A 16461-nucleotide genomic window follows, 5' to 3' on the forward strand; every position below is an offset into this window, starting at 1 on the left:
TACACCCAGTTACATTCCGAACCTGGAAGTTAAGCCCTTAAACGCCGAAAGTACTGAATTGGAGACGATTTGGGAGGATAGGTATTTGCCAAGCTAGATAAAATTTATAAATATAAATTTTATCTAATATAATTGTGTTCCCTGATAGCTCAGTTGGTAGAGCGCACGGCTGTTAACCGTGTTGTCGCTGGTTCGAGCCCGGCTCGGGGAGCCATTTTTTTATTTTTTGTAAAATTTATTAAAATTAATTATTACTAATTGTATTTGTATTTTTAATGAATAAGTGGTAAGATATAATGTGAAGTATAATTAAACTAAAGGAGTAGAAAATGAATAAAAATATTTCTGATATACTAGAAAAAAATCCTATAATAGCAGCTATAAATTCAGAAGCTGATTTAAATGCAGTACTTAAAAGTGATATTAATATTGTTTTTATATTGACTTCTAATATATTAGAAATTTCTAATGTTATTAAACGTTTAAAAGAAGCTAACAAATTTGTATTTGTTCATATTGATCGTATAGAGGGATTATCTTCAAGATCTACTCTTATAATTGATTATCTTATAGCTAATACTGAGTTAAATGGTATTATTAGTACTAAACATAACATGATAAAATATGCTAAAAATAAAGATATCTTAGCAATTCAAAGATTTTTTATTTTAGATTCATTATCTTTTAAAAATAGTTTAAAAAATGTAGAAGATACAAAACCTGATGCAATAGAAATTTTACCAGGGTTAATGCCCAAAATAATAAAAAAAATAACTAAAGAAATAAAAATACCTGTGATAGCAGGGGGACTTATACAGGATAAACAAGATATAATTGGAGTAATAGAAGCAGGTGCTTATGGAGTTTCCTCTACAAATAAAGATATTTGGAATATGTAAAAAAATAGTATTTAAAAAGTGAAAAAAATACTTTTTAGAATGCTATTGACTTTAAAAAAAAAATAAGATATATTTATAGTACAGTAAGTTCGGGAAAAGTACTTTTTGCGTCATGTCAATTAAATAAGGTGTATTTGGAGAAAAAGGAGAAAATACATGTTCTTTTAAATTTTAAGGAGAACCATGTATTTTTTTATTTTGCAAAATTATTTTAGGAGGTGATATTTTAAATCTAATTTTAAGGATATTGATATTGTCTAAGTGTTTTTATTGAAAAGGTTGTCTGATTGTCTGAGTATTATTGTTATTTAAATTTAAGGAGGAGCTATTATTATGGGAATTTATTTTGCTGAATTTATTGGTACAATGATTTTGATTCTTTTAGGAAATGGTGTAGTTGCGAATGTGGTTTTAGGTAAAACTAAAGGAAATAATTCTGGTTGGATAGTTATAACAACAGGTTGGGGATTTGCTGTTGCAATAGCAGTTTATATAACTGGTTGGATAAGTGGAGCGCATATAAATCCTGCAGTAACAATAGGACTAGCTAGTATTGGGAAATTTTCATGGTCTTTGGTACCAGGGTATATAATTGCTCAAATTTTAGGTGCTTTTACAGGTGCAGTGTTAGTATTTTTTAGTTATAAACAACATTATGATGAAAGTGACGATGCTGATGGTAAATTGGCTACATTTTCAACAGGACCGGCTATTAGAAATTTATTTTGGAACTCAATTAGCGAAATTATTGGAACTGCAATGTTAGTTATAGGGATATTAGGTATAGGACAATCTCAAAATAATCTTGGTGGAATGGGAGCTTTTATGGTAGGAGTATTAGTTTGGGCAATAGGACTTAGTCTTGGAGGATCTACTGGATATGCAATAAATCCAGCTAGAGATTTAGGACCAAGAATAGCACATGCTTTACTTCCAATTAAAGGCAAAAGAGATTCTGATTGGGGATATGCATTAATTCCAGTATTAGCCCCTATTGTTGGCGGGGTTATAGGTGCTTATATATTTCAATTTGCTACTTTAATCTGGAGTTAAGGTTAAAATTAATAAAAAATACTTGTTATTTGAATTTATTTAAAAAATAAAAAAATTGGAGGGAATTACTCATGGAAAAAAAATATGTAATAGCACTTGATGCAGGTACTACAAGTAATAGAGCAATAATATTTGATAAAGAAGAAAATATCGTAGCAGTAGCGCAAAGAGAATTTACTCAAATATATCCTAAAGCTGGTTGGGTAGAACATGATCCAATGGAAATATGGGCAACTCAAAGTTCTGTACTTACAGAAGTAATGGCAAAAGCTAATATAAAAAGTGAAGAAATTGCAGCAATAGGAATAACAAATCAAAGAGAAACAACAATTGTTTGGGATAAAAATACAGGAGAACCGGTATATAATGCTATAGTATGGCAATGTAGAAGAACAGCGCCTATATGTGAACAGCTAAAAAGAGACGGACACGAAGAATATATAAGAAAATCTACAGGGCTTGTAGTTGATGCATATTTTTCAGGAACAAAAGTTAAATGGATATTGGATAATGTAGAAGGAGCAAGAGAAAAAGCTGAAAAAGGTGAATTATTATTTGGTACAGTAGATACATGGCTTGTATGGAAATTGACTCAAGGAGAAGTACATGTAACTGATTATACAAATGCTTCAAGAACATTATTATTTAATATAAAAGAACTTAAATGGGATGAAAAAATATTGAAAATGCTAGATATCCCAAAAAAAATGTTACCAGAAGTAAAAAATTCTAGTGAAATATATGGATATACAAATCTTGGAGGAGTAAATGATATAAAAATACCAATTGCAGGAATGGCAGGAGATCAACAAGCAGCACTTTTTGGACAAGCATGTTTTAATAAAGGAGAAGCAAAAAATACATATGGTACAGGTTGTTTTTTATTAATGAATACAGGCGAAAAAGCTGTTGAATCAAAGAATGGACTTCTTACAACAATAGCAGTAGGTATTGATAATAAAGTAGAATATGCTTTAGAAGGAAGTATATTTATAGGTGGAGCTGTAGTACAATGGCTTAGAGATGAATTAAAATTAATAAATGATGCAGCAGATACAGAATATTTTGCTAAAAAAGTAAAAGATACTAATGGAGCATATGTAGTACCAGCATTTGTTGGATTAGGATCACCATATTGGGATATGTATGCTAGAGGAACAATAGTAGGATTAACAAGAGGAGTAAATAGAAATCATATAATAAGAGCTGCATTAGAATCAATAGGATATCAAAGTAGAGATCTTATAGAAGCAATGCAAGAAGATTCGGGAATAGAATTAAAAGCATTAAAAGTAGATGGTGGAGCAGTAAAAAATAATTTTTTAATGCAATTTCAATCAGATATACTAGGAACTGTAGTGCTTAGACCAGAAGTAACAGAAACTACAGCACTTGGAGCAGCATATCTTGCTGGATTAGCAGTAGGATTTTGGAAAGATAAAGAAGAAATAAGTAATAGTTGGAAATTAGATAAAAAGTTTTTACCAGAATTTGATAATGATAAAAAAGAAAAACTTTATAAAGGATGGAAAAAAGCTGTATCAAGAGCACTTTCATGGGAAGAAGAATAAAGATATTGACTTTAAAGACAAAATAGATTATAGTTAAATTAGAAGATAAAATTAAATATTGGCTATAGAAGATGGAGAAGCTGAGTAGACATAACAATAGTTATGTTTATTCAGCTTTTTTGATTTTTAAATTATTATAAAATAGATTATTATGTTAAAAGATATAAAAAATTAAATTAATTTAAATTAATTAAATATTGAAAATAATATTAAAGTAGGAGTGATTGTTATGTATGATGTAGTAATAATTGGAGCTGGTGTATCAGGTGCTTCTATAGCAAGAGAATTAGCAAAATATAAATTAAAAATTGCAGTTTTAGAAAAAGAAAATGATGTAGCAGATGGGACCACTAAAGCTAACTCTGCAATAATTCATGCTGGATATGATGCTAAAGAGGGGACACTTATGGCAAAATATAATGCACTTGGGAATCAAATGTATGACAAAATAGCAGAAGAATTAGATATACCTTTTAAAAGAATAGGCTCTTTAGTTTTAGCATTTTCTGATAAAGAAAAAGAGCATTTAAAAATGCTTTATGAAAGAGGATTAAAAAATGGTATTCCAGATATGAAAATACTTAATTTTTCTGAAATAAAAGAAATGGAACCAAATATAAATAAAAAAGTTGTAGCAGCGCTATATGCTAAAACTGCTGGAATAATAGGACCATGGGAACTAACTATTGGAATGTTAGAAAATGCAGTAGATAATGGAGTAGAACTTTATTTAAATAATGAAGTAATTAATATTGAAAAAACAGATAATGAATTTAAAATTACAACAAAAGAAAAAGATTTTAAAACAAAAGTAGTAATAAATTGTGCAGGAGTATATGCAGATCAAATACATAACTTAATAGCAAAACCAAGTTATAAAATAACACCTAGAAGAGGGCAATATTTTGTAATGGATAAAATGGAAGGTGAAAAAGTTAATAGAGTAATATTTCAATGTCCCACTGAAGTTGGGAAAGGAGTTTTAGTTACGCCTACTGTACATGGAAATTTACTTTTAGGACCTGATTCACAAGAAGTAAATAATAAAGAAGATACTTCAACAACTACAGAACAGCTTGCATTTGTTAGAGAAAAAGCTTTGAAATCAATAGAAAATCTTAATCTAAGAGAAGTTATTAGAAGTTTTGCTGGTTTAAGAGCTGAAGCGGATAGAGGAGATTTTATAATTGAAGAAGCTAATGATATAAAAGGATTTATTGATGTTGGAGGAATAAAATCTCCAGGACTTTCGGCAGCACCAGCATTTGCAGTAGATGTAGCTAAAATGGTAGTAGAGATTTTAAATAGAAATGGAAAAATTGAAGAAAATAAAAAGTTTAATCCAATAAGAAAAAAACAAATTAGATTTATGGAATTATCAAATGAAGAAAAATCAGAAATTATAAAAAAAGATTCGAAATATGGAAGAGTAATATGTAGATGTGAAACAATAACAGAAGGTGAAATAGTAGATATTATTCATCGTAGTGTAGGAGCTAGAACTGTAGATGGAGTAAAAAAGAGATGTAGACCTGGAATGGGGAGATGTCAAGGAGGGTTTTGTGGACCTAGAATACAAGAGATATTAGCAAGAGAATTAAACTTAACACTTGAAGAAATTGTATTGGATAAAAAAAATTCATATATATTAACAGAAGAAACTAAAAAATAAGAGGTGAAATTATGAAATATGATATAGTAGTAATAGGCGGAGGACCAGCAGGACTTGCAGCAGCTATAGAAGCATATAAAGTAGGAATAAAAAATATTTTAATAATAGAAAGAGATAAAGAATTAGGCGGGATATTACAGCAATGTATCCATAATGGATTTGGACTTCATGAATTTAGAGAAGAATTAACAGGGCCAGAATACGCGCAAAGGTTTATAACACAATTAAAAAAAATAGGGATAGATTATAAATTAGATAGTATGGTATTAACTGTAACTCAAGAAAAAAAAATACAAATGATAAATACAGAAGATGGATTTGTAGAAATAGAAGCAAAATCAATAGTATTAGCTATGGGATGTAGAGAAAGAACTAGGGGGGCTATTTCTATACCAGGAGATAGACCAGCAGGAATATTTACAGCTGGTACAGCGCAAAGATTTATAAATATGGAAGGATATATGGTAGGTAAAAAAGTAGTAATACTTGGTTCTGGAGATATAGGACTTATTATGGCAAGAAGAATGACTCTAGAAGGTGCAGAAGTAAAAGCTGTAGTAGAGCTATTACCTTATTCTGGAGGACTTAATAGAAATATAGTACAATGTCTTGATGATTATGATATACCTCTTTTACTTAGCCATACAGTAACAAATATAAAAGGAAAAGATAGAGTAGAGGAAGTAACTATTGCAAAAGTAGATGAAAATAGAAAGCCGATAAAAGGAACAGAACAAACTTTTGAAGTAGATACTCTTCTTTTATCAGTAGGACTTATTCCGGAAAATGAACTTAGTTTAAGAGCTGGAATAGATTTGGATCAAAGAACATCAGGTCCTATTGTAAATGAAGCGATGGAAACAAGTGTAAAAGGAATATTTGCTTGTGGAAACGTAGTACATGTACATGATCTAGTAGATTTTGTTACCGCTGAAAGTAGAAGAGCAGGTAAAAATTCTGCAAAATACGTACTTGGAGAATTAGATGAAAGTGAAAATTATATGAGAATAAAAGCAGAAAAAGGAATAAGATATACAGTACCCCAAAAAGTAAGAGTAAAAAATATAGATAAGTTTTTAGAAGTGTTTTTTAGGGTAACAGATGTATACAGAAATGTTAAAATATCAATTGATGCAGAAGGAGAAAATTTATTTTCAATAAAAAAAGAACATTTAGCACCTGGAGAAATGGAAAAAATAAATATACCATTAGCTATGCTAGAAAAATATAGAGATAAAGATATTAGTATATCTGTAGTGGAAGGTGATAAATAATGGTAAAGAAATTAATATGTATAGTATGTCCAAAAGGATGTCATTTAAAAGTAGATACAGATAATGATTATAAAGTAACAGGTAATCAATGTCAGAGAGGAGTAGATTATGGAGTAAAAGAACTAACTAATCCTACAAGAATAATAACTTCAACAATAAAAATAAAAGGAGGAATACATAAGAGAGTACCTGTAAAAACAGATAAAGCTATTCCAAAAGATATGAATTTTAAATGTATGGAGATAATCAATACATTAGAAGTTGAATCACCTGTAAAAATGGGTCAAATTGTAGCAGAAAATATATTAGATACTGGAGCAAATATAGTAATAACAAGAGATATGTAATTTAAAAAAATTTATTCAAAACACTTTATTTGTCTGTAAAAAAGAAGAGGTTTAAAAATAAAAGGAAAATAAATAACAAATTAAAAAATAGTTAAAAATGTTTAGAATAAAAAAGTAAGTATTGAATTTGTTGACAAAAAAAACTCCTTATGATATAATAACAAGGCTTGATAAAAACTGATATTCCGCTTTATAAAATTTATAAATGAATATCTATGAAAATAGGAGGAAAATAATGAAAGAAAAATTAATTGAGTTAGTAGAAAAAGACCAATTAAGAGAAATGCCAGAATTTAAAGCCGGAGATACTATTGCTGTACACTACAGAGTAAAAGAAGGAAACAAAGAAAGAATCCAAATTTTTGAAGGTGTAGTAATTAGAGTAAATGGTGGAGGAATAGCTAAAAACTTTACTATAAGAAAAGTATCATCAGGTATAGGAGTAGAAAGAATTATTCCTTTAAATTCACCATTAATTGATAAAATTGAAGTTAAGAAAATCGGAAAAGTTAGAAGAGCTAGACTTTACTACCTTAGAGGATTATCTGGAAAAGCAGCAAGAATCAAAGAAATTAGAAGATAAGTTTTTAAAGCTACCAAATATTGGTAGCTTTTTTTATTAATAATTTCCACTAAAGTTATATCCAATTTCTAATGAAATTCTTGAAACAGAAAAATCATAATTGTTTGGTAAAATTTTAAATTCACCTTTAGAAATTTCATAAGTTACTTCAATTAAAAAGTCATTAATATTTGCTCCAATTCCACCACTATAATATAAACCAGGTTTAATTAAATCAGTTGAATTTAAATCTTTTCCTTTAGTATAAAATGAATATCCTATATTACCTTTGATATAAGGCATCCAACTTCCATATCCAATAGTAGCATATCTTGCAGATAGATATACTGGAATAGCTGCATCTATATAAGAAAGTTTAGTAGTAGTAATATCATGTTTACCTATACTTTGATAAGCTGCTCCATACCCTATAGAAAAGCCTTCATTAGCAATATAAAATTCACCTCTAGCTGTATATCCAGCATCTAAATCAAAAGGAGAACCAGAGAAAGTCTTAATGTCATCAGAACCATTAAAATATGTTCCACCTTTAATTTCAAAACCGGCAAATGCTAACATTGATGTTATTAAAAAACAAGCAATAAATAATAATTTTTTCATATTTTGAAACACCTCCTAAAAATAAATTACAATGTGATTTATTCTCACATTATATATATCGACAATTTATTAAAAAAAATTATTTAAATAATCAAAAAATAAAAAAAGTAGATATACCTATAAAGTATCTACTTTTAATTATTTTTTGAAGCTGCCAATTCAAGTAATTTTTCATAATCTTTTTTACTGATAATCATTAAATCTTCTTTTTTTAAATGAAATAAATCCATTCCACCTAAAATTCTCTTTTCTTTAACAGTTTTTTCTGCATTAACTAAATTTTCATTAATATTAGTTATTAAACTATTCATATTAACCCCTCCTTTACGATCTTAATCTTAATTTAATTATACTACACAAAACTTTTTTTGTCAAATGTTTTTTCTTTTTTTTGGAGTTTATTTCCAAAGGTGCAAATTATTAAAAATAAATAGATTTTTCACAAATTAAAATTTAATACTTAATTAATTGTTGCATAAACAATTAAAATAAAATGGAATTCCAAAATAAAAATTTTTATAAAATAATTATTAAATATTAGTTAAAGAATTTAATAATATAAATTAATTGATAAATTTTAAAATAAATGATAAAATAACTAAAAAATTTTATGGGAGGTAAGAGATGTCAATATTAGTTTTCGGACATAAAAATCCAGATACAGATTCTATTTGTTCTGCGATAGCTATGGCAGAGTTACAAACAAAATTAGGAAAAGATATAAAAGCAGTTAGATTAGGAAATCTTAATAAAGAAACAGAGTATATCTTGAATTATTTTAATATTGAATTACCTGAATTAATTGAAAAAGTAAAAGATGAACAAGAGGTTATTTTAGTAGATCATAATGAAAAAGGGCAATCAGTAGATAATAGAGATAATAGTAAAATATTACTTATAGTAGACCATCATAAAATTGATTTATCAACAGCAGATCCTATTAATTTGAGATTTGAAACAGTCGGATGTACGTCTACTATTATCGCAAAATTATTTAAAGAAAATAATCTTGTACCAAGTAAAGAAATAGCGGGACTTATGCTAAGTGCTATAATTTCTGATACTCTTTTATTTAAATCACCTACTTGCACAGATGAAGATATAAAACAAGCAAAATATTTAGCAGAAATAGCAGAGATTGATTATGAAAAATATGGAATGGATATGTTGATAGCTGGTACGTCAGTAGATGACAAAACTGCTGAAGAAATATATAATATGGATATGAAGCCATTTAGCTTTGGAGATCAAACTGCCACAGTTGCTCAAGTAAATACAGTAAATATAAATGATATATTAAAAAGAAAAAATGAATTGATAAAAGTGATGCAAGAAAAAATAAAAAATGATAAACTTTCTTTTGCACTTCTTATGATAACTGATATAGTAAATAAGGGGACAGAACTTTTAGTAGTAGGTGATAAAACATTAGCAAATAAAACTTTTGGATTAGATATGTCTAAAGATACAGTTTATTTAGAAGGAGTAGTATCAAGAAAGAAACAGATTGTACCACCTCTTACAAATGCAGCTAATTAATAAATTATTAGAGGATAACCATTAGGTTAGCCTCTTTTTTAAATATTAAAAAGGGGAAAATTATGATTAGAAAAGTAAAATTAAGTGATGCAAAACAGATAGTAGATATCTATAATTATTATATAAAAGATACTATAATTACTTTTGAAAAAGATTTAATTGATAAAAAAGAAATGGAAAAAAGGATAAAAAAAATTTTAGAAGATTATTTTTGGATAGTATATGAAGAAAATAATAAAATTTTAGGATATGCATACGTCGGAAAGTGGCGAGAAAGAACCGCATATAAATTTACAGTAGAGAGTTCTATATATTTAGATAAAAATTATACAGGAAAAGGGATAGGAGAAAAATTATATAGAGAGCTTATAAAAACAAGTAAAAATAAAGGGTTAAAAGCTATAATGGGTGTAATATCTATTCCTAATGAATCTAGTATAAAACTTCATGAAAAATTAGGTTTTTATAAAGCGGGATATTTTAAAGAAGTAGGGATAAAATTTGATAAATGGATAGATGTAGCTTATTATCAATTAAATTTATAAAATTATTTATTATCAAGATATATACGTAATAAAACGTATATATCTTGTATATATTAAGTGGTTCTTATTTTATAAATTTTATTTGTTATATAGTATATTTTTTATTTAGAAATTATATTTTCATATCTCCAAATTTAATTAACTCTTTTTTTCTCATCCATTCACTTACTAAAAATGATATAAGTCCTGGTAAAATAAAATGAAGTAAAATAATAGGTAAAATAGCAGAATTTCCCATAACTTTAAGTGTAGCAATTTGTCCAACTAATCCACTAGTTCCCATTCCGCCGCCAATTTTATTATTTTCCATATGAAATACAGTAGTAGCAATAGGACCAAGAATTACTGAAGAAATTACAGGAGGAATTAATATTAATGGATTTTTAATGATATTACCTATTTGTAGCATAGATGTACCAAGTCCTTGAGATATTAATCCACCAGTTTTATTCTCTTTATAACTACTAATAGCAAATCCTATCATATGTGAAGCACAACCTACAGTAGCAGCTCCAGCAGCAAGACCAGATAATCCTAGAGATATTGAAAGAGCAGCACTACTAATAGGAAGTGTAAGGATAATCCCCATAACAGCTGAAACTAGTATCCCCATTGGGATAGGATGTAGTTTTGTAAGAGTATTTATAAAAAGACCTAATTCTTTCATAAATGTAGCAATATAAGGAGCTACAAAACTACCAGCTATACCACCTAAAATTATTGTAGTAATTGGTATAACGATAATGTTTAATTTTGTTTTGTTATTTACATATTTTGATAATTCAGCCCCGACTAAAGAAGCTATAAGAGCTCCAACTGGCTCACCAATTTTTATGATTAAACTACCGTTTACATGTGATATACTACCAGCTCCAATAGCACCAGTAATAATAGAAGCAAATATTCCAAGAGGTGGCGCACCTACACTATAAGCTACTCCGGCCCCAATAGCTGGTCCCATCATATATTGAGCTATTTGACCATAAAAAATGATATTTTTTAAGTTTAAATAAGTACCTATTTGTTTTATTATTAATCCTATAATAAGTGAAGCAAATAATCCTAAAGCCATTCCATTTAATACTTTAATTAAATAATTATTAAAATTTTTAAATAAATTTTTTATTTTCATAATTATTTTCCTCCTTTTAATTTTTTTGATTAATTTAAATTAAAGTGGTTTTAAATAATTCTCTTTAATTTACAAGTTATAATTCTTTACTTTAAATAGTCAAGAATTATAACTTATTATAAATAATAAATAAAAAATAATCAAGTATTTTGTCTTGTCAGTTTTTTTAATAAAAATTATATATTTCACCGTTGAATCTATTGACAAAAAACATAAAATGTGGTAACATTAATCGTTAATTTACACATTACTTGTGTTTTAAGTGTGGTGGCCTATGGCTTTCTTAAAATCTAGAGTAATGGAAGTAGAAACCAAAAATTAAGGAGGAAACAAATGGCAGTAGTAACTATGAAACAATTATTAGAAGCAGGAGTTCATTTTGGACATCAAGCAAAAAGATGGAATCCAAAAATGAAAAAATACATTTTTACAGAAAGAAATGGTATTCATATTATTGATTTACACAAATCATTAAAAAGCATTGAAAAAGCTTATGGATATGTAAGAGAAGTAGTAGCTAATGGTGGAGAAGTACTTTTTGTAGGTACAAAAAAACAAGCTCAAGAAGGTATAAAAAACGAAGCAAAAAGAGCAGGAATGTACTATGTAAATAATAGATGGTTAGGTGGAATGTTAACTAACTTTAAAACTATAAAAGGAAGAATTAATAGATTAAAAGAGTTAGAAAAAATGGAAGAAGATGGAACTATGGATCTTTTACCTAAAAAAGAAGCAGCTCTTTTAAGAAAAGAATTAGTAAAATTATCTAAAAACTTAGGTGGAATAAAAGATATGAAATCTATTCCTCAAGTTATGATTGTTGTAGATGTAAAAAAAGAAGCATTAGCAATAACTGAAGCTAATAAATTAGGAATAACAGTAATTGGAGTTATAGATACAAATGTTGATCCTGATGGAGTAGATTTACCAATCCCTGCAAATGATGATGCTATTAGATCTATAAACTTAATTACTTCTGTAATGGCAAATGCTGTAATAGAAGGAAAACAAGGAGTAGAAGAAGCAGCAGAAGAAACTGCAAATGTAGAAGAAGTAACTGAATAATAAAATTAATGTAGGAGGGAAAAAATGGCTATAACAGCAGCTCAAGTAAAAGAATTAAGAGAAAGAACAGGAGCAGGAATGCTTGATTGTAAAAAAGCATTACAAGAAACTGATGGAAATATAGAAAAAGCAATAGATTATTTAAGAGAAAAAGGAATAGCTAAAGCAGCTAAAAAAGCTGGAAGAACAGCAGCAGAAGGATTAATATTCACTACAGAATCTGCTGATAAAAAATCTGCAGCTATGTTAGAATTTAATTCTGAAACTGATTTTGTTGCTAAAAACGATGAATTTAAAAATTTTGGTTCTAAATTAGTTAATATTGTATTAAATAATAATATAAATACTATTGAAGAATTAAAATCTTTTGAAGTAGAAGGAAAAACTGTAGAAACATTAATCACTGAATTAATAGCTAAAATCGGTGAAAATATGAATTTAAGAAGAGTAGAAAAAGTAACAACAGAAGGATTTGTTACTACTTATAATCATTTAGGTGGTAAAATAGGAGTTATAGTTAATATGACAGGAGAAGCTACAGAAGAAAATTTAGTAAAAGCTAATGATGTAGCTATGCATATAGCAGCTATGGACCCTAAATATTTAACTCCAGAAGAAGTAACAACAGATGATTTAGATAGAGAAAAAGAAATAGCTAGAAAACAATTGGAAGAAGAAGGAAAACCAGCTAATATTATTGAAAAAATATTAGAAGGAAAAATGAGAAAATTCTATGAAGAAAATACTTTAGTAAAACAAAAATTTGTTAAAGATGATAAATTAAGTGTAGAAAAATATTTAGGAGATATCAAGGTAGTAGGATTCTCTAGATATAAAGTTGGAGAAGGAATCGAAAAAGAAGAAGTAGATTTCGCAGCAGAAGTAGCAGCACAACTTAAATAATATTTATTAAAATATAAGGGAGGCCGGAGGTTGCTTCTCTTTTTTTTATAAAAAACTAGGAGGGAAATATGAAACCTGTATATAAAAGAATGTTATTAAAACTAAGTGGCGAAGCATTGATGGGAGATAAAGAATTTGGAATATCTTCTGATGCAATTAGAATTTATGCTAAACAAATAAAAGAAATATATGATACAGGAATGGAGTTAGCTATAGTTATTGGTGGAGGTAATATTTTTAGAGGTTTATCAGGAAAAGATCAAGGGGTAGATAGAGTGACAGGGGATCATATGGGAATGCTAGCTACAGTAATAAACTCTTTGGCACTCCAAAATGCTATAGAACAATTAGGAATACCAACTAGAGTATTAACAGCTATAGAAATGCCTAAAATTGCAGAGCCATATATAAAAAGAAGAGCTACTAGACATTTAGAAAAAGGAAGAGTTGTTATATTTGGTGCGGGAACAGGTAATCCATATTTTACTACTGATACAGCTGCAGCTCTTCGTGCTATAGAAATAAATGCTGATTTAGTAGCAAAAGCTACAAAAGTAGATGGAATATATGATAAAGATCCTATAAAACATGATGATGCAATAAAATATGATAGAGTAACTTATGATGAAGTACTTGCAAAAGATTTAAAAGTAATGGATGCTACAGCGATATCTCTTTGTAGAGAAAATAAACTTCCAATTTTAGTATTTAATTTACTTCAAGAAGGAAACATGAAAAAAGTAATATATGGTGAAAATATTGGGACAACAGTTGTAGAAAAAATATAAAAAAATATTGACAGATAGTATTATTACAGTTATATTATAATATGTGATAAAAAATAAGAAGGAGTGAGAATATATGCCTCAAAGTGTTATTACAGATGCAAGAGAAAAAATGGACAAAGCTGTAGAAGCTACAAAACATAAATTTGCTTCTATTAGAGCTGGAAGAGCTAATGTATCTATGTTAGACGGAATAAAAGTAAATCAATATGGTTCAGAGATGCCATTAAACCAAGTAGCAAATTTATCAGCACCAGAAGCTAGATTACTAGTAATAGATCCTTGGGATAAATCAATTATAAAAGATATAGAAAAAGTTATAGTAAACTCTAATCTTGGATTAACTCCAAATAATGACGGAAAAGTTATTAGATTACAAATCCCAGAATTAACAGCAGAAAGAAGAAAAGAATATGCTAAATTGGCTAAAAAAGAAGCTGAAGAAGGAAAAGTAGCCATAAGAAATGTAAGAAAAGATACTAATAATAAACTTAGAAGATTAGAAAAAGATTCTGAAATTACAGAAGATGATCTAAAAAGATATGAAAATGAAGTTCAAAAATTAACTGATGAATATATTAAAAAAATAGATGATTTATACGCTAAAAAAGAAAAAGAGATAACAACTGTATAGATTATATCAAACTACCTTTTAGAATAAAGGTAGTTTTTTTATATTTTCATTATGAAAAAAATATTTAAAAAAAAAAGAAAAAATGATACATCAAACAAAGAAGAATGTTTAAAAATAAGTAGTGATTAGGAGTTTGGTAAATTTATAGAAGAAAAAAGAAAAGATAAATATTTACCAAAAGTAATAGCAAAAGAAATAAAAACAAAAAATAAATTCAAGATAAAAGTGAATTAGAAAATAATTTATAATTATATAGATAAAAGAATATTATTAGATAAATTGAGAAAAATTAACTTACGGTAATTATAGATCTAATAAAAAGATAAAAAAGAAGATAGTGTTATTAGACGGAAATAAAAAAAAGAAGAAGGAAAAGTTTTATTAGTTTTAACAGAAAGAGTGAGTAGAAACGAAATAATAGAACTACTAGCAAATAAAACATAAAAATTGCTAATAAAAGCATTAGATAGATTAGAAAGAAAAGTAGGAGTAAAAAACTTTAGAAAAGAATTTAAAATAATAATAATAGATAATGGAAGTGAATTTTTTAAATTATGAAAAGATAGAGAAATCATATAAAGGAAGTAGTAAATGGATAAGAAGATTTCTAAAAAGGGGAAGATGTTTTAAAGATCTAAGAAAAGAAGAGGTAAATAAAATAGGAAGTTAAGTAAATAATTCTCTAAAAAAATATTTGTATTTTATTAAAAATATGGTAATATACTACTGTAGGTGAGATGAATAATTATTAAAAGAAGATGTTTGGATTTAAAACTTCAAAAGAAGCTCTATGAAGAAAAATTAATTAAATTAATGTAAGAGGAAATGTATGTAATTAAACTTTTAATTTATATATATGTTCAGGTTAATAAATTGATATGATATAGAAGTGTAAAAAGATTATAATCTAATTATTCTATTTCTACGAATTCTTATTTATAATAAAACTCTCAATTCTGTTTGTTTTTTTATGTAATCTAATAGATAAAAATATCACTTTTATAAAAAAATAATGAGCAACAAAACTAATTATATATATAATTGAAAAAATCTCAACATTTAGAAATGAATTAGAAGGCATAATTACGGAACATAAGGTTTATGACACTTTAAATAGAATTTGATTATAAAAGGGAGGGATCACATGCGTTTTTCTTTAAGATTAAAGGCTTTGGATAAAAATGTTGATCTTGATTATAGGAGAAAGTTTTTATCAATGTTTAAAACAGCATTATCAGATTACGATAGTGATATTTTTGATAAATATTATCATGAAAAAGATCCAATAAGAAAGCAGATGACATTTTCACCTTACTTTAGAAACAGTAAGATTAAAGATGGAAAGTTATTATTGAATAATGATGATTTCATATTGAATCTATCTGTTTATGAAAATGAGATGGGAATACATTTTTATAACTCTTTATTGAATATGAAAAATAAAGAGTTTAGAGATCTTTTTCAAATAGAGAAAATATCACTGCAAAGAGAGAAAAAATTTAGGAATGAAGTTATTTTCAAAACAAAATCCCCTATTATCGCTAAAGAACATAATCGTGAGACAAATAAAGACAGTTACTACAGTTTTGAAGATGATAAATTTATAGAGGTATTAAAAAATAATTTATATAACAATATGAGAGATTGTTTTGAGTGGGATGTAAGAGATGATATTGACAAGCTTGAGATAGAAATCTTATCAGCTAAAAAAATAGTAGTGAAAAATTATGGAATAACAATACCATGTACTTTGGGGCAGTTTAGATTAAAAGGAGAAAACTACTTATTAGATTATTTTTATAAGGCAGGATTTTCTGCTAAATCGTCACAGGGATTTGGATATGTAGATGTGGAGTAGG

The 16461-nt window shown here is 27.3% G+C and carries 18 protein-coding genes, 1 tRNA gene and 1 rRNA gene; 17 read left to right on the forward strand and 3 right to left on the reverse strand.

Features of this window, described 5'->3' with window-relative positions:
• The 9 genes from rrf to rplS form a co-directional block, all read left to right on the forward strand.
• A 5S ribosomal RNA gene (gene rrf, locus EV215_RS10155) occupies positions 1–94 on the forward strand; the annotation flags it as partial.
• Positions 95–138: 44 nt separating this feature from the next.
• A tRNA-Asn gene (locus EV215_RS10160) sits at positions 139–214 on the forward strand.
• A gap of 115 nt (positions 215–329) precedes the next feature.
• Positions 330–899: a glycerol-3-phosphate responsive antiterminator gene (locus tag EV215_RS10165; RefSeq protein ID WP_134113904.1), complete on the forward strand. Its 570-nt coding sequence runs from the start codon at positions 330–332 to the stop codon at positions 897–899.
• 333 nt (positions 900–1232) lie between these two features.
• Positions 1233–1952: an MIP/aquaporin family protein gene (locus tag EV215_RS10170; protein ID WP_134113905.1), complete on the forward strand. Its 720-nt coding sequence runs from the start codon at positions 1233–1235 to the stop codon at positions 1950–1952.
• A gap of 71 nt (positions 1953–2023) precedes the next feature.
• Positions 2024–3523: a glycerol kinase GlpK gene (gene glpK / locus EV215_RS10175; RefSeq protein WP_134113906.1), complete on the forward strand. Its 1500-nt coding sequence runs from the start codon at positions 2024–2026 to the stop codon at positions 3521–3523.
• 229 nt (positions 3524–3752) lie between these two features.
• Entirely contained in the window at positions 3753–5195 is a 1443-nt protein-coding gene (locus EV215_RS10180) for an NAD(P)/FAD-dependent oxidoreductase (RefSeq protein WP_134113907.1), read from the forward strand.
• 11 nt (positions 5196–5206) lie between these two features.
• A complete protein-coding gene (locus tag EV215_RS10185) occupies positions 5207–6469 on the forward strand; it encodes an NAD(P)/FAD-dependent oxidoreductase (RefSeq protein WP_134113908.1) in 1263 nt (420 codons plus the stop codon).
• A complete protein-coding gene (locus EV215_RS10190) occupies positions 6469–6816 on the forward strand; it encodes a DUF1667 domain-containing protein (protein ID WP_134113909.1) in 348 nt (115 codons plus the stop codon). The genes EV215_RS10185 and EV215_RS10190 overlap by 1 nt, the downstream gene beginning before the upstream one ends.
• A gap of 235 nt (positions 6817–7051) precedes the next feature.
• A complete protein-coding gene (gene rplS / locus EV215_RS10195; RefSeq protein ID WP_134113910.1) occupies positions 7052–7399 on the forward strand; it encodes a 50S ribosomal protein L19 in 348 nt (115 codons plus the stop codon).
• A gap of 36 nt (positions 7400–7435) precedes the next feature.
• On the opposite strand, the gene EV215_RS10200 is transcribed toward rplS, so the two are convergent.
• The gene (locus EV215_RS10200; RefSeq protein ID WP_134113911.1) at positions 7436–7999 is read right to left on the reverse strand and encodes a hypothetical protein; all 564 of its coding nucleotides are present in this window, start codon (positions 7997–7999) and stop codon (positions 7436–7438) included.
• A gap of 134 nt (positions 8000–8133) precedes the next feature.
• Positions 8134–8310, reverse strand: coding sequence for a hypothetical protein (locus tag EV215_RS10535; protein WP_166667407.1), 177 nt, complete (start codon positions 8308–8310; stop codon positions 8134–8136).
• 313 nt (positions 8311–8623) lie between these two features.
• Between EV215_RS10535 and EV215_RS10205 the strand changes: the two genes are divergently transcribed.
• Positions 8624–9538, forward strand: coding sequence for a manganese-dependent inorganic pyrophosphatase (locus EV215_RS10205; protein ID WP_134113912.1), 915 nt, complete (start codon positions 8624–8626; stop codon positions 9536–9538).
• A gap of 62 nt (positions 9539–9600) precedes the next feature.
• Complete coding sequence (locus EV215_RS10210) at positions 9601–10083, forward strand: GNAT family N-acetyltransferase (protein ID WP_134113913.1); 483 nt, start codon at positions 9601–9603, stop codon at positions 10081–10083.
• Between the two features lie 112 nt (positions 10084–10195).
• Here EV215_RS10210 and EV215_RS10215 read toward each other — a convergent pair whose 3' ends face one another.
• Positions 10196–11215 (reverse strand): PTS sugar transporter subunit IIC, encoded by a 1020-nt coding sequence (locus EV215_RS10215; RefSeq protein WP_134113914.1) that lies wholly within the window; start codon positions 11213–11215, stop codon positions 10196–10198.
• A 333-nt stretch (positions 11216–11548) separates the two neighbouring features.
• Here EV215_RS10215 and rpsB point away from each other — a divergent pair, with 333 nt between their 5' ends.
• The 6 genes from rpsB to cas6 all read left to right on the forward strand — a co-directional run bounded on the left by rpsB (position 11549) and on the right by cas6 (position 16460).
• Positions 11549–12280, forward strand: coding sequence for a 30S ribosomal protein S2 (gene rpsB, locus EV215_RS10220; RefSeq protein ID WP_134113915.1), 732 nt, complete (start codon positions 11549–11551; stop codon positions 12278–12280).
• Positions 12281–12304: 24 nt separating this feature from the next.
• Complete coding sequence (tsf, locus tag EV215_RS10225; RefSeq protein WP_134113916.1) at positions 12305–13183, forward strand: translation elongation factor Ts; 879 nt, start codon at positions 12305–12307, stop codon at positions 13181–13183.
• Between the two features lie 68 nt (positions 13184–13251).
• A complete protein-coding gene (gene pyrH / locus EV215_RS10230) occupies positions 13252–13971 on the forward strand; it encodes a UMP kinase (protein WP_134113917.1) in 720 nt (239 codons plus the stop codon).
• Between the two features lie 73 nt (positions 13972–14044).
• Complete coding sequence (frr, locus tag EV215_RS10235; RefSeq protein ID WP_134113918.1) at positions 14045–14602, forward strand: ribosome recycling factor; 558 nt, start codon at positions 14045–14047, stop codon at positions 14600–14602.
• A 532-nt stretch (positions 14603–15134) separates the two neighbouring features.
• Positions 15135–15272: a hypothetical protein gene (locus tag EV215_RS10540; protein ID WP_166667408.1), complete on the forward strand. Its 138-nt coding sequence runs from the start codon at positions 15135–15137 to the stop codon at positions 15270–15272.
• Positions 15273–15746: 474 nt separating this feature from the next.
• Entirely contained in the window at positions 15747–16460 is a 714-nt protein-coding gene (gene cas6 / locus EV215_RS10240; protein WP_134113919.1) for a CRISPR-associated endoribonuclease Cas6, read from the forward strand.
• Position 16461 lies beyond the last annotated feature (1 nt).

The sequence above is a fragment of the Hypnocyclicus thermotrophus genome (genome assembly GCF_004365575.1).
GTDB classification, from domain to species: Bacteria; Fusobacteriota; Fusobacteriia; order Fusobacteriales; family Fusobacteriaceae; genus Hypnocyclicus; species Hypnocyclicus thermotrophus.

What these genes read in the sequence shown, in the direction of transcription:
- EV215_RS10165 (WP_134113904.1), top strand. Translation starts at nt 330, where the DNA reads ATGAATAAAAATATTTCTGATATACTAGAAAAAAATCCTATAATAGCA.
- EV215_RS10170 (WP_134113905.1), top strand. Translation starts at nt 1,233, where the DNA reads ATGGGAATTTATTTTGCTGAATTTATTGGTACAATGATTTTGATTCTT.
- glpK (WP_134113906.1), top strand. Translation starts at nt 2,024, where the DNA reads ATGGAAAAAAAATATGTAATAGCACTTGATGCAGGTACTACAAGTAAT.
- EV215_RS10180 (WP_134113907.1), top strand. Translation starts at nt 3,753, where the DNA reads ATGTATGATGTAGTAATAATTGGAGCTGGTGTATCAGGTGCTTCTATA.
- EV215_RS10185 (WP_134113908.1), top strand. Translation starts at nt 5,207, where the DNA reads ATGAAATATGATATAGTAGTAATAGGCGGAGGACCAGCAGGACTTGCA.
- EV215_RS10190 (WP_134113909.1), top strand. Translation starts at nt 6,469, where the DNA reads ATGGTAAAGAAATTAATATGTATAGTATGTCCAAAAGGATGTCATTTA.
- rplS (WP_134113910.1), top strand. Translation starts at nt 7,052, where the DNA reads ATGAAAGAAAAATTAATTGAGTTAGTAGAAAAAGACCAATTAAGAGAA.
- EV215_RS10200 (WP_134113911.1), bottom strand. Translation starts at nt 7,999, where the DNA reads ATGAAAAAATTATTATTTATTGCTTGTTTTTTAATAACATCAATGTTA.
- EV215_RS10535 (WP_166667407.1), bottom strand. Translation starts at nt 8,310, where the DNA reads ATGAATAGTTTAATAACTAATATTAATGAAAATTTAGTTAATGCAGAA.
- EV215_RS10205 (WP_134113912.1), top strand. Translation starts at nt 8,624, where the DNA reads ATGTCAATATTAGTTTTCGGACATAAAAATCCAGATACAGATTCTATT.
- EV215_RS10210 (WP_134113913.1), top strand. Translation starts at nt 9,601, where the DNA reads ATGATTAGAAAAGTAAAATTAAGTGATGCAAAACAGATAGTAGATATC.
- EV215_RS10215 (WP_134113914.1), bottom strand. Translation starts at nt 11,215, where the DNA reads ATGAAAATAAAAAATTTATTTAAAAATTTTAATAATTATTTAATTAAA.
- rpsB (WP_134113915.1), top strand. Translation starts at nt 11,549, where the DNA reads ATGGCAGTAGTAACTATGAAACAATTATTAGAAGCAGGAGTTCATTTT.
- tsf (WP_134113916.1), top strand. Translation starts at nt 12,305, where the DNA reads ATGGCTATAACAGCAGCTCAAGTAAAAGAATTAAGAGAAAGAACAGGA.
- pyrH (WP_134113917.1), top strand. Translation starts at nt 13,252, where the DNA reads ATGAAACCTGTATATAAAAGAATGTTATTAAAACTAAGTGGCGAAGCA.
- frr (WP_134113918.1), top strand. Translation starts at nt 14,045, where the DNA reads ATGCCTCAAAGTGTTATTACAGATGCAAGAGAAAAAATGGACAAAGCT.
- EV215_RS10540 (WP_166667408.1), top strand. Translation starts at nt 15,135, where the DNA reads ATGGAAGTGAATTTTTTAAATTATGAAAAGATAGAGAAATCATATAAA.
- cas6 (WP_134113919.1), top strand. Translation starts at nt 15,747, where the DNA reads ATGCGTTTTTCTTTAAGATTAAAGGCTTTGGATAAAAATGTTGATCTT.